The organism is Limosilactobacillus fastidiosus, assembly GCF_014145505.1.
GTDB lineage: Bacteria > Bacillota > Bacilli > Lactobacillales > Lactobacillaceae > Limosilactobacillus > Limosilactobacillus fastidiosus.
Genome location: NZ_JACIUZ010000044.1, coordinates 18090 through 30517 on the forward strand (window position 1 = coordinate 18090; position 12428 = coordinate 30517).

The 12428-nt window shown below is 37.8% G+C and carries 13 protein-coding genes and 1 tRNA gene; 11 read left to right on the forward strand and 3 right to left on the reverse strand.

The window, feature by feature from the left end; translation table 11 throughout:
• The first annotated feature begins 38 nt into the window (after nt 1-38).
• Together H5R64_RS07395 and H5R64_RS07400 are read left to right on the forward strand one after the other, a co-directional pair.
• A complete protein-coding gene (locus H5R64_RS07395) occupies nt 39-302 on the forward strand; it encodes a type II toxin-antitoxin system HicB family antitoxin (protein WP_182581698.1) in 264 nt (87 codons plus the stop codon).
• Between the two features lie 93 nt (nt 303-395).
• Entirely contained in the window at nt 396-2027 is a 1632-nt protein-coding gene (locus H5R64_RS07400; protein ID WP_182581697.1) for a putative polysaccharide biosynthesis protein, read from the forward strand.
• Between the two features lie 88 nt (nt 2028-2115).
• On the opposite strand, the gene H5R64_RS07405 is transcribed toward H5R64_RS07400, so the two are convergent.
• Entirely contained in the window at nt 2116-2976 is an 861-nt protein-coding gene (locus H5R64_RS07405; protein ID WP_182583195.1) for an NAD(P)H-hydrate dehydratase, read from the reverse strand.
• A 96-nt stretch (nt 2977-3072) separates the two neighbouring features.
• On the opposite strand from H5R64_RS07405, the gene pepV reads away from it, so the two are divergent.
• From pepV to H5R64_RS07425, 4 genes are all read left to right on the forward strand, one after another.
• Nucleotides 3073-4473: a dipeptidase PepV gene (gene pepV, locus H5R64_RS07410; RefSeq protein ID WP_182581695.1), complete on the forward strand. Its 1401-nt coding sequence runs from the start codon at nt 3073-3075 to the stop codon at nt 4471-4473.
• 75 nt (nt 4474-4548) lie between these two features.
• On the forward strand, nt 4549-5046 hold the full coding sequence (locus tag H5R64_RS07415; RefSeq protein WP_182581694.1) for a universal stress protein: 498 nt from the start codon (nt 4549-4551) through the stop codon (nt 5044-5046).
• 211 nt (nt 5047-5257) lie between these two features.
• Nucleotides 5258-6646, forward strand: coding sequence for a L,D-transpeptidase family protein (locus H5R64_RS07420; RefSeq protein WP_182581693.1), 1389 nt, complete (start codon nt 5258-5260; stop codon nt 6644-6646).
• A 145-nt stretch (nt 6647-6791) separates the two neighbouring features.
• The gene (locus tag H5R64_RS07425; protein ID WP_182581692.1) at nt 6792-7862 is read left to right on the forward strand and encodes a glycoside hydrolase family 73 protein; all 1071 of its coding nucleotides are present in this window, start codon (nt 6792-6794) and stop codon (nt 7860-7862) included.
• An 83-nt stretch (nt 7863-7945) separates the two neighbouring features.
• Here the strand turns inward: H5R64_RS07425 and H5R64_RS07430 are convergent, their stop codons facing one another.
• A complete protein-coding gene (locus tag H5R64_RS07430) occupies nt 7946-8581 on the reverse strand; it encodes a deoxynucleoside kinase (protein ID WP_182581691.1) in 636 nt (211 codons plus the stop codon).
• 213 nt (nt 8582-8794) lie between these two features.
• On the opposite strand from H5R64_RS07430, the gene H5R64_RS07435 reads away from it, so the two are divergent.
• The 5 genes from H5R64_RS07435 to H5R64_RS07455 all read left to right on the forward strand — a co-directional run bounded on the left by H5R64_RS07435 (nt 8795) and on the right by H5R64_RS07455 (nt 11168).
• Nucleotides 8795-9403, forward strand: coding sequence for a hypothetical protein (locus H5R64_RS07435; protein ID WP_182581690.1), 609 nt, complete (start codon nt 8795-8797; stop codon nt 9401-9403).
• Between the two features lie 50 nt (nt 9404-9453).
• The gene (locus tag H5R64_RS07440; protein WP_182581689.1) at nt 9454-9681 is read left to right on the forward strand and encodes a hypothetical protein; all 228 of its coding nucleotides are present in this window, start codon (nt 9454-9456) and stop codon (nt 9679-9681) included.
• Nucleotides 9674-10348, forward strand: coding sequence for a CPBP family intramembrane glutamic endopeptidase (locus tag H5R64_RS07445; RefSeq protein ID WP_182581688.1), 675 nt, complete (start codon nt 9674-9676; stop codon nt 10346-10348). The genes H5R64_RS07440 and H5R64_RS07445 overlap by 8 nt, the downstream gene beginning before the upstream one ends.
• Nucleotides 10349-10739: 391 nt before the next feature.
• Nucleotides 10740-11024, forward strand: coding sequence for a YbjQ family protein (locus tag H5R64_RS07450; RefSeq protein WP_182581687.1), 285 nt, complete (start codon nt 10740-10742; stop codon nt 11022-11024).
• Nucleotides 11025-11084: 60 nt separating this feature from the next.
• Nucleotides 11085-11168 (forward strand) — tRNA-Leu (locus H5R64_RS07455).
• Between the two features lie 135 nt (nt 11169-11303).
• On the opposite strand, the gene H5R64_RS07460 is transcribed toward H5R64_RS07455, so the two are convergent.
• The gene (locus H5R64_RS07460; RefSeq protein WP_182583197.1) at nt 11304-12398 is read right to left on the reverse strand and encodes a tyrosine-type recombinase/integrase; all 1095 of its coding nucleotides are present in this window, start codon (nt 12396-12398) and stop codon (nt 11304-11306) included.
• Nucleotides 12399-12428: the final 30 nt, after the last annotated feature.

Below are 12428 nucleotides of genomic sequence, written 5' to 3' on the forward strand. Positions count from 1 at the left end.
ACAGATTGTTTTAATAAAAGAAAAGTGAGGGATAAAAATTGGAAATAGTTAGCTATCCAGCAATTTTTCAACAGAAAAATAACCAGATTGAAGTTGACTTTCCGGATCTTCCTGAAGCATTTACTCAGGGAAAAGACATGGCAAGTGCAATGGATTTTGCTAAATTGGGATTGGCAATTACATTAAATGATAAACTTGGCCATTTTGAAAAAGCTCCTCAAATTAGTAGCCTAGCTGAAGTTCAAGCCGCCCATCCTGATGCAATAGTGAAGATGGTAACGGTTGATTTAGAACAGTATTAACTAAGATTTCCTAAAATGATTTGCGACGATGATATATTAAGGATAGAATGGTTAGTATTGATTTTAGAAAATAAAAGGTAGGAATTTAAAATTATGAGTGAAGGACAGCAAAAGGATACTGCTCGTTCAAAAATGCTGAATGGTTCAGCATGGATGACGGCGGGGAATATCACCTCACGCATTCTTGGGGCCATTTACATTATTCCTTGGGTTACTTGGTTAGGGGCATATAGTGATGAAGCAAATGCTTTGTATGCTCAAGGGTATAATATTTATAGTCTTTTTATTACAATTTCAACAGCAGGGATTCCCTCAGCTATTTCAAAACTTGTCGCGCACTATAATGGGTTGAATGAATACGGAGTTAGTCAGAAGTTAAACCGTTCGGCACTGTATATGGCCCTTGCATCGGGGGTTATTTGTGGGACGGTCATGATGTATATTGCTTCATGGCCGATCGTCTATAACGGTGATACTAATCTAATCCCAGTGTTACGTTCGTTGGCTTGGGCAATTTTTATTATCCCGTTGATGGCGATTAGTCGAGGAATCTTTCAAGGTTATAGTATGATGGCACCATCCGCAATTTCACAATTTGTGGAACAGCTTCTTCGGGTGATTTACATGTTAGGGGCAACTTACCTCATCATGAAGATCCAGAAGGGTAACTGGGTGAGTGCGGTGAGTCAGTCAACGTTTGCGGCATTTATTGGTGCAATTGGGGCATGTATCGTTCTTTTCCTTGCTTGGCTTAAGTATCGGGGGGGTATGCAGGGATCAGGAACAATTAAGCAACCTGTTAAAGAAGTTTCAACGACTGAGTTAATTCTGAAGATTGTTTACCAATCAATTCCATTTATCATTATTGAATCAGGAATTAACCTTTTCCAATTAGTTGATCAATACAGTTTTAAACGGATGATGCCACTAGTTGGGCACTTTACTAAGTATCAAATTGATGTTTTATATGCCTTGTTCGCGTTTAATGCTAACAAGCTGTATATGATTATTATTGCGTTAGCGAATGCATTGGCTGTTACCGCAATTCCATTACTGGCAATGGCGCGAGCAAAGAATGATCATGCAGGGATGAGAAACCAAATTGAAAATGTCCTGATGTTATTCTATTTTGTGATGATTCCAGCTGTTCTGGGCTTATATGCGGTAGCTCAACAGATATATACCGTCTTTTATCGGTATAATCATGCTGGTGTTATTGTTCTTGAATTTGCGGCATTTATGGCAATTCCACTAGGACTATACACTGTAGCAGCCGCAATGATGCAAGGGATCTCAGAAAACCGCCGGATGATGAAATACTTAGGAATAGGTTTAGTGATCAAATTGCTAATTCAATTCCCATGTATTTGGTTAGCTCAAGGGTTAGGACCTCTTTTAGCTACGGGAATTGCGATGATGATAATTAATTGTCTCATAATTCGTTCATTTAACCGGGAATTCCGGCTGAACTTTGAACAGATGGCACTTCCAACTAACCAAATTTTGGCATACTCACTTGTTATGCTGGTCGTAACTAAGGGAATTATGCTTTTATTAGGATTGTTCATTAGTCCATACGGTCGATACACTGCCTTTATTACCTTAATAATTGGTGTCTTTGTTGGTGCAGGTGTTTATGGTTACTTAGCACTCCACTTCCGTCTTGCTGATAAGCTCTTGGGGACAAAAGCACAAGGATTACGGCAGATATTCCATATTAGTTAAAAAATAGTTTGAAATATCAATAGGCTCCAAAGCTCGGAAAATTTCCGAACCTTGGAGCCTATTTTGGATCTAAGGTAAATAGAAAAATTTAATTTAAAAAGCCAATTTGATGTTCAGTTTTTCCAGCTTCTATTTTCTTCGTGAATACTGGTAGTGATCTACTAATTTGGTGAGGGAGAACGATGTATTGGTTCTTCGCAATCTGTTCGGCAACTGCACTGTGGGCATACACAGCTGCTAGGGTTGCTTTTAATGGTGACTTTGAGAATTCAGCCGTAAAGCCGCCAACCATTCCTGCCAAGGTGTCACCCATCCCACCAACGGCTTGGGCAGGAGTACCGATCGTTAATTGGTAAACTTCATCATTGGTATAAATTTCGGTATGATGCTTTTTAAGAACAACGGTAGCACCTAATTTAGTTTGAACTGCCTTGTTGCGTTCTTCACTTTGGTCAGCGATCTTAATTCCTGAAAGGCGTTGCCATTCCATTTGGTGAGGGGTATAAATAATATTTCCCTGTGGTTGGGCTAGGTCTTCGCGGGCCATAAGAGTAATTGCTGAGCCATCGATAACGACGTTTTGCTTTTCATTAGTATGCGCGAAGACATTTTTAAGGATTGCAAGACTTGATTTATCATCCCCTAGCCCAGGACCAACTACGACAGTCGTTGCGGGTTCAACCAATGAAGCAACTTGGTCGATATCATTAAAATCGGCAAACATTGATTCTGGTAGTTGGGAGTGGAGGGCAGCGGAATTGCTTGGATCAGTTGCGGTAGTGACTAATCCAGCCCCTGAGTAGACGGCAGCAGTGGAAGCCATAATAATTGCTCCGCCAAAATTACGGTTACCACCAACAAGGGTGACCTTTCCATATGTTCCTTTAAAGCTATCATTGGGTCGCGGTTTAATGACATCATAAAGAATTTGATCAGTTAATTCTTTCATTTTTAAGAACTCCTTTATATTGGGTGCTTTCAAGCTGAAAACGACTACTTTCATGGTATCATTATTTTAACGAAAAGATTAATGGAGGTCGATAAAATGACAGATTGGATGAAAGCGGCACAAAGTCAGGAAGAAAGTTACTTAAAAGACCTGACTACTCTATTGGAGATTCCCAGTGTTCGTGATGATCAGGCAGCAACTGACGAATATCCTTTAGGACCAATGCCAGCTAAAGCATTACAAGAATTCTTAAAGATGGCAAAAAACGACGGCTTCCGTACAAAAAGTATTGATAACCTCGTTGGTTATGCAGAATGGGGTGAGGGTGATGAAACACTTGCTATTTTAGCCCACCTCGATGTAATGCCTGCCGGTAAAGGCTGGGAGACTGATCCGTTTAAGCCGGTTATTAAGGACGGAAAGTTATATGCTCGTGGTGCCTCTGATGATAAGGGACCTGGAATGGCTTGCTACTACGCCCTTAAATATTTAAAGGATCAGGGAGTTAAATTTAACAAGAAAGTGCGGTTTATTGTTGGAACAGATGAGGAAAGCAACTGGACGGGGATGCACCGGTACTTTGAAGTTGAACCAGCACCAACACTTGGCTTTTCACCTGATGCGGAATTCCCAGTAATTAATGGTGAGAAGGGACAATTCTCACTTCTTCTAGATGTCCCAGCAGGAAACGAGGGTACAGCACGGTTGAAGAGTTTCAAATCAGGCTTGCGTTTTAATATGGTACCACGAGAAGCTGTAGCGGAAATTACCACTTCAGATAAGGAAAAGGTTATGAGCGCATTTGGCCAATTTATTGATGAAAATCCGGTTACTGGCCAAATTGAGGAAACAATGGATGGCTTAAAGATAACTGTGATTGGGAAAGCTGCTCACGGAATGGAACCGGAAAAGGGAATTAATGCAGCGACCTACTTGGCCTTATTCTTGAATCAGTATGATTTTGCTGGCGGGGCTGCTAGTTTTATTAAATTTCTTGCTGAATATCTCCACCTTGATACTCGGATGAAGAAGTTTAATAGTGCGTTTACGGATAACGTAATGGGTGAATTGACAATGAATGCCGGAATCTTAAACTTTACTGAAGAAAATGGTGGTAAAATCAACATGAATTTCCGTTATCCTAAGGGAATAACCCCAGATGAAATTCAGGAAAAAGTTGAGCAGGTCACGAAACCATTAAAGATTACGGTTAATCAAGGTGAAGGCCAAGAACCACATTATGTTGATCCTAAAGATCAAATTGTAAAAACATTAATGAAGGCCTACACCGATATTAGTGGGGATCAAGACGCTAAGCCAGAAGTAGTTGGTGGCGGAACCTATGGACGGTTAATGAAGCGAGGGGTTGCCTTTGGCGCGTTAATGCCTAATACGCCAAATACCATGCATCAAGCTAATGAATTCCAACCAGTTGATGATTTGATTACTTCAATGGCAATCTACATGCAGGCAATCAATGACTTAGTAACTGATTAAGTAGTTAGCTAGCATTGTGGTAAAATAAGGGTGAAATCCGATAAGATTTAACTTAATTAATTGGAGGTGTCAATTATGAGTTACCAAAAGATTCTTGTTGGAATTGATGGTTCAAAGCAGTCAGAAATGGCTTTAGCTAAGGCTGTCGATATTGCAAAGATGAATAATGCAACTTTATATTTAATTAGTGTAATCAATGGAGAACGCTACCCAACAACAAGTCCAAGCGGCTTTGGCTTTGTCGACAAGAGTATTTATGATTCTGCAGTTCAAACGATGAACAAACGCTTAGCTGAAGAAAAACAAAAGGCCGAAAAAGCCGGGGTTAAGGAAGTTCACACTGATGTTGAAATTGGAAACGCAAAGGTTGAATTAGCCGAGAAGTTCCCAAAGGATAACGGGATTGATTTGATTGTGATTGGCGCTACCGGTCTAAATGCAATTGGTCGGTTGATCGTAGGTTCGACTGCTGCTTACACTGTTCGAGTGGCTCCTTGCGACGTAATGGTGGTAAAAACCGATTTAGATAATAAAAAGTTGGCTATTAAAGAAAGTAGTTATCCAGAAATTTAAAAAGACGTTGCTTAAAGTAAAAGGCTTCTAGGCCCATTTTTGGACCTGGAAGCCTTTTAGTGAGTACTTATCTTAGTAAAAAATATAAAATGAAAAATTTCACTTTGCGCACAACGTATGTTCGGTAAAATATGCTAATTGTGACAGATCGTGGTAAAATAGGGCAGTCGATACTTTGTTATTACTGATTCGATGTAAGGAGTATTTAACGATGCGGTTTCAATTAAAGCACGTATTATTAGCAATTATTGGGTTATTAGTGATTATAATTAGTGTAAATTGGTGGCATCAAGCACACCATTTTAACCGAAATGTTACTGTTAACGGGATTAATGTTGGTGGCTTGACGACTAAGCAAGCATTTCAGAAAGTTAAAACAGCTAAGAACACCAATCGTGTTTATCTAAATGGTGATTTGATTTATGATGGCCCTGATAGTGATTCATCATTAACTGCAACAGATGAGACAAAGATGAAGGATCTTTTCCATCAGCAATTTTCATTTTTCCCTTCACGGAAAGCTTATTCGTTACAAATTAAGCCAATTAGACGGGAGCTCAGCCAATATGATACCAAGAAGGCAATTGTTCAATCGACACTTCAACAGATGAATAAGGGACGTCAAGCACCGGTTAATGCCTATGCGGAATTACGTAATGGTAAAGTAATAGTCCATAAGGGACAACGAGGAACGAGAATTGATGTGCAACGTGTTCTTAAACAACTGAGTTCTCAGGCCTATAATAGTAAAATTTCTCTTAGTGCCAAACAACAGCAACCACTTTCAACGAATAGTAAAACGGTTCAAAATGAAAAGAAACAGTTGCAGAAGTTAAGCGGGAAAAAGGTTAACTATCAGGTTGAAAAGCAGACTTATCATTTTACAACTACTGATGTGATTACTAGTGCTACCTATAAAGACGATCAATACCACTATGATACGTCTGCAGTTGATAAAAAAATTAAGCAAATTAATCAAAAACAGGCAACGCTAGGGAAAGCATTTAAGTTTAAAACACCCGAAGGTAAAGAAATAACAACAATTAAAGATGGTAGTTACGGGTGGAAGATCAGTGCTGAGCGTGCCGGAAAGACTTTAGCTAATGCAATTGCGGCTGGTAAATCTTCGGTTAATGCGAAGGATGATATTTACGGAATCGGTTATAACCGCCGTGGAACTGGTTATGGTGTAACAGAAAATGATGGAATTGGTAATACCTATGCTGTTATTTCAATTGCTTCACAACATGCTTGGTTCTATAAGGACGGTAAGTGTGTAGATGAAGTTGATGTTGTTACCGGAAAGATGAGTAATAAGGCTGATCAGACGCCAAAGGGAGTCTGGTATATCATGTATAAGCAATCACCATCGGTTTTACGCGGGACAAGTGATAATGGTTCTAGTTACAGCAGTAAGGTTCAATACTGGGCTCAATTTACTGATAGTGGTTGTGGCTTCCATGATGCTTCATGGCGGCATAACTGGTCTAAGACTGCTTACCTAAATGATGGTTCAAATGGTTGTGCAAACATGCATCCAAGTGATGCTGAAGGAGCATATAATAGTCTTGAAGTTAATGAGCCAGTTATAGTTTATTAATTGAATAAAGGGGATGCGTCTCCAAAGAATGAATGAGACATCAAAATTCGGGAAACCGAATTTTGATTTTTTTTAAAATTAAAAAGTGCATTTTTTCAATTACCCCGTATTTATTAGTTAGAGAGTTAAATGGGGAGTGAAATAAATGAAAGATAAAGTTATTTTAGGGACAATAGTAATGCTCGTATCACTCAATACATCGTTAACAGGGTTGGCTAATGAGGGAAATGAGGCGCGGAATGATGCTGAGGTTGCGGTAATTAGTCAGGAAGAAGTAAGTGTACAAAGATTACGAAGCCATGGTGATGAATACACACGTGAATTTCTCATTCAGTTTCATAATGCTACGCAAAAGTATCGACAGGCTTTTCAATTGGGGATAGCGGATCAATTGGCAGGACAAACACGTTCATTTGATAATCCAGTTGAACAAGCTGCTTATCAGAAGGGGTTAGAACAAGAAAAACAGTGGGGGAAGGAAAATGATGAACAAAAAGATTCCCATATAAAAAATAGTGGTGTAAGCGAGCCTCTTCTTGATCAGGAAAAGTATCCCCATCGGCAACCGCTACCTAATCAAGCCCGCTTTATTGCAAGAATCGCTAAGCATGCACAGCAAATTGGAAAAGAATTTGACCTATATCCATCCATCATTATTGCCCAAGCAGCATTAGAAAGTAACTGGGGTTCAAGTGACTTAAGCCTTGCGCCACATCATAACCTGTTTGGAGTTAAAGGACATTTTGGTGGTCAGGGAACATTAAAATCAACGACCGAATTTATTAATGGGCGGCCAAGACAGGTTCAAGATATATTTCGTTCGTATACTAGTGATATTCAGTCATTACGTGATTATGCTGAAACACTGCAGCAACCTTTGTACAAGCAAGTTCATCGATCAGTAGTTAAGGATTACCGGGAAGCAACACGAGCTCTTGTAGGGCGTTATGCAACAGATCCAAATTATGATAAGAAGTTAAACCAAATTATCGAGAGTTATCAACTAACAAGATATGATGGATTGAAGAAAAGTGGAAGTGAAAATAGTCTTACTAGAGGATATCAACAATTGGAACAACCGCCTAAAAAACATGTAAAAGCCTCTTCTCATCGGACTCTTCCTAAACATAAGAAAATTTCACCAGTAGTTTCAATTGTTGGAGGGGCTGCATCAGCAGGAGTACTTACGGGACTGAAAAAGCTATTGATTAGTTAATGAGAGAGAAAAAGCTCCTCAAATTAGTTTTTAGCCAATTTGAGGAGCTTGTCTTCGAATTATTGAGTTAATTAAATAAAATATTAATGACGAATATCCTTCAAGCGTTCGTCGATCATTGCCAAAACGGCGTCGACATTCCGTGGATTTTCTAAGTCATACTTTTCAAGGTCAATTTTCATTTTTGGGCTTGCATCATAATTTCGGTACCAGTCCTTGTAAGCACTCCACATTTTGTAGTAGTAGTCTTTTAATTCCGGATTCTTATCAATTTGTTCGTAATCTCGACCACGCTTCTTAATCCGGTAAAGGATTGTTTCAAAGTCAGTTTCAGAATAAACCATTAAGTCAGGCGCTTTTTTTGGTAATCGTTCAAGATCCGCCATCATATTATCTAATAATTTTAGGTAAACTTCTAATTCAGTATCACTGATATTTCCTTCTGCGTTATTTTCACGGGTAAATAATGCATCTTCATAAATTGAACGATCCAAGACATTGTTATCATCAGATAGTGCCTGTTTAATCATTGAAAAACGTTTATTAAGGAAATAAATTTGTAATAGGAATCCATATTGTTTTGGATTCGCATAATAAAGTGGTAGTACTGGGTTTTCACCTACAGGTTCATAGTAGGCTGTTGTATGTAAATGTTCCGCAATCTTACCAGTTAAGGTGGTTTTTCCGACACCAATCATTCCTGCAGTAATTATCACCATGTTGGCCCCTCTTTACTATATTTTTAAACACAAGAATTATCTTACTACAAAAAATAGTGGATTCCTATTCAAATTTTGATATATTTTGTAGTAGTAATTAATCGTTTATCGACTTGTAAGGTTTTATTAATTGAATTTACTTTGTAATTCTTGATAGACTATTTTTGATGAATTTTTATTTGATTAATCGAATGACAATTAGGGGGCAATGATTTGGAACAACCAAATAAGCAAGATGTTAGGATCAAGTTAACCATTGCCAAACAACAAGGAAAACTGGTTGAAGTACATAATATTAAGGGAGACGAATATTTTAACGTTGGTTTTATAGTTGGCTTCGATAACTATTTTTGCTTAATGATTAGTATTGATTGGGATGGTAAGATCAATGGCTTAATTGCCATCCGGATTGAAAGTATTGATACGGTTAAAGATCAGACAGATTATTTAACAACCGTTTCGGAGAAGACAAAGGTAGCTCATGAGAACCACTATTTTGATATTTGGCGGGTGCAACAGTTCTTGGATGATCATCCAAAGATCACAACCGGGAATATCCTAATGAATGTATTAAGAGATTCTGCTAATAACCACTTACCGGTAGTTATTGGAACAAAGAAATACCAAGGAGTAGATGATTTTTCGGGAATGATTCACGATTTAAATGAAATCACTTTGAATCTTCATTATTTCAACGAAAAAGATTTATCTTCTATGTGGGCGTATAATATTCTTATTTCTCAGATTGACTATGTGCGATCCCGTGGGACACAAATGGCAACGACTAAACAGATATTAGAAGATGTCTTTCACCAAGATTAGTTTGCTAAAATATTTATGAATTTCTTGAAATGAGTGTGGAGGGTTAAAGAGTGAAAGCAGAATTAGTTTTAAAAGTGGTTTTACCACCATTAATTATTTTCGCAATTTTAGTGGCATTGACTATTTGCAAAGTGATTTCTGGATGGTCAATGTACATTTTATGGATTTTAGGTTTTGTGATTGCTAACTTATTAGTAACAAGGGTAACAGCTAAGTGGAGTTTCCAACGGCGGAAGCAACAGCGTCTTCAAGAAAAAAAGGGAAAAAAGAATGAGTAAAGTCTTTTCTTTCGTTAGGCGAGTCGGCTTAATGGTCGTCCTTTTCGTATGTGTTGGTTTGCCATTAACCGCAATGCGAATTGCTGATCGAAGCCATCAGATTACGATAAAAACGATAATCTTAATCATAATTTCTTTACTCCTTTATTACTTTATAATTATGTGGGCTCGCCAAGAATATCATAATCATAATCAGTTACCGATTATGGGAAAAATTAACCTGAAGCTAATTATTGGTGGTTACCTGGTAATATTAGCTAGTGAATATATTCTTGGAATGTTGGATCTTTTAATTTATCATCAGACAGAAACAGCTAATAATCAGAGTTTAATGGCAATCTTAGGAGGTAATCCGCTAGTAACGGTTGTGTTTGTAATTTCAGCAGTAGTATTAACGCCGATAGCGGAAGAGTTGGTTTTTCGTGGAGTATTAATGAACATGTTCTTTAAGTCAAATACTTTCTGGCCTAAAGTGATCTTATCGGGGATCGTGTTTTCGGCAGGGCATCTAAGTACGAACATTATTAGTTTTCTTTTGTATTGTGTAATGGGGATGACTTTGGCCTACGTTTACTGGAAGAGTGGTGATATTCGAAACTCAATGCTATTGCACGGATTGAATAATTTGGTTGCAGTGTTATTAATGCTTTCACGAATTCTTAACTAGCTGATCCCTGAAAGAGAGTATTAAAGGCGATCCATTAATTAGTTAGGAAGGAAATTAGGTAAAATTTAAACTTCTTGTTCCAATAGGGCCGAAGGGAGTTATGGAGTAGGTTAGAAGTAACGTAATAGTAACCGGAAAGATCTTAATCCAGAGCCCACTATCGGGTGGTAACGAATAAAAAACGACTTTGCGGAAGAGGAGAATCAATAGTTTGTAATGTTCCAGTGCAAAGTGGCAAAGCTCCTTCCGTAAATACTATGAGGAAGTGAACGATAGTATTAAGTGAGCGTTCCCTCACCAGTAAAAGTCGGAGGAGCCCTAAGTGTTGGGAAATTTTCTTGTCTCAGTTAAGGGTAGGTAAATCTGGTATAATTATTTTGGAGGTGGTTGGATGTTTCTTTCAACTGAGGATTACCCACAAGCGCATAAAGTTTTAGGGGTTGTTAACGCAACGGTTCATTTAATGTTACCAAGTGATGCAATTGATTCGTTTGAATCACTAGATCAATTATTTACTGAAGTTCAACAGAAATTGCGTGAACGAGCTGCAGAGAAGGATGCAGATGGGATTGTTGGTGTCCGCTTTAATACCAATGTGGCAAATGTTCAAGTGGCACCAAAGTTTTTAGTATTAACCGGTTACGGGACAATGATCCAGTTTATTGAGGATAAATAGGGCTTGTAATTCAGTAAGATTTCGGTATAATGAGTTTGTTGTTATTTGTAAAATAACGATGCCCCAGTGGCGGAATTGGCAGACGCGCAACGTTCAGGTCGTTGTATGGGTTTCCATGTACAGGTTCGAATCCTGCCTGGGGCATTTTTGAGAAAATGTGTGAAAACGTAAATACGCTGTAAACCCTTGATATAAAAGGATTTACAGCGTATTTTATTTATTTTGAAAAATGCATAAAAACGGGTAAAATTGTGACCTCTGCACACATTCTGCACACATTTAAATTGATGATAGGGCCTGTAATATTTGTTTATCAGTTTTGTCTTTGTATTCGTCAATTAGATAAGCATATACATTTGCGGTTGTGGAAATGTTGCTGTGACCAAGTCGCTTGCTGATTGCATATAGATCTACCCCATTTGCTAGCAGGAGAGCCACGTGGCTGTGTCTAAGCGAGTGAAAGTGAAAGTTACGTCGATGTATATTAAGACTGCCTAGAAGCTCTCTCAGCGTCTTATTGACTGCATTAGAAGTAGGGATAGTGCCGAACTGGTTGAAAAATACTAAATTAGATTTTCGATGATCACGTAAAATCTTTAAGTAATGCAAGAGTTCTGTATTTACTTTAATTATCCGATTACTTGATTCGTTTTTAGTCGGCTTAAAATCTTTCTGCTTCATATTCCACGATTTATTTATATCAATTGCTTGATGCAAAAAATCAATATCTTTCCAAGTAAGAGCTTGAATTTCCGATAGTCGCATTCCTGTATAAATTGCGGTAATAATCATAAAACGAGAAGTAAATCCTGGTCGCAATTCAATGTTTTTGGTAGTACCTTTTACAAGACTTTTGATTTCATCAAGGTTCAGATAATCGACTTTGATAACTTTACTTTTATTAGCAGAAAGTTCTACACGTTGGGTAAAATCTTTGAACAGGTAATCGTCAAGAATTGCTGATTTTACGCACGATCGAATAATTGAATTGACTTTCTTCACTGTTACCGGTGCATGATTAGCACCATACCAATTTATGAATTTTTGATAATCGGAACGTTTGATATTTTTTATATTAGTGTCTTTGAAAAACTTTTTAAGTGCATTCCCTGTATATACATAACGATTTATAGTTATATCTGCTAATTTTTCTTTCTTATATGTGTTAAACCATTGCTCATAATAATCTACAAGTGATATTTCTTTATCAATTTGAACACCTTTGTTAAGTTTAGCTTTTTGTTCAATAACCCATTTGTTCGCTAATGCTTTTGTTGGAAAAGCACTTTGAGATTTTGAACATCGTTTTCCGTCGTCATCCGTCCATTGGATTCTTGCTGACCATGCTTTGCCGCGCTTAAATACTTGAGACATGATATATTCCTCCTATTTGTATGCTAAAAT

What these genes read in the sequence shown, in the direction of transcription:
- H5R64_RS07405 (WP_182583195.1), bottom strand. Translation starts at nt 2,976, where the DNA reads ATGAAAGAATTAACTGATCAAATTCTTTATGATGTCATTAAACCGCGA.
- H5R64_RS07400 (WP_182581697.1), top strand. Translation starts at nt 396, where the DNA reads ATGAGTGAAGGACAGCAAAAGGATACTGCTCGTTCAAAAATGCTGAAT.
- pepV (WP_182581695.1), top strand. Translation starts at nt 3,073, where the DNA reads ATGACAGATTGGATGAAAGCGGCACAAAGTCAGGAAGAAAGTTACTTA.
- H5R64_RS07450 (WP_182581687.1), top strand. Translation starts at nt 10,740, where the DNA reads ATGTTTCTTTCAACTGAGGATTACCCACAAGCGCATAAAGTTTTAGGG.
- H5R64_RS07460 (WP_182583197.1), bottom strand. Translation starts at nt 12,398, where the DNA reads ATGTCTCAAGTATTTAAGCGCGGCAAAGCATGGTCAGCAAGAATCCAA.
- H5R64_RS07430 (WP_182581691.1), bottom strand. Translation starts at nt 8,581, where the DNA reads ATGGTGATAATTACTGCAGGAATGATTGGTGTCGGAAAAACCACCTTA.
- H5R64_RS07420 (WP_182581693.1), top strand. Translation starts at nt 5,258, where the DNA reads ATGCGGTTTCAATTAAAGCACGTATTATTAGCAATTATTGGGTTATTA.
- H5R64_RS07445 (WP_182581688.1), top strand. Translation starts at nt 9,674, where the DNA reads ATGAGTAAAGTCTTTTCTTTCGTTAGGCGAGTCGGCTTAATGGTCGTC.
- H5R64_RS07415 (WP_182581694.1), top strand. Translation starts at nt 4,549, where the DNA reads ATGAGTTACCAAAAGATTCTTGTTGGAATTGATGGTTCAAAGCAGTCA.
- H5R64_RS07425 (WP_182581692.1), top strand. Translation starts at nt 6,792, where the DNA reads ATGAAAGATAAAGTTATTTTAGGGACAATAGTAATGCTCGTATCACTC.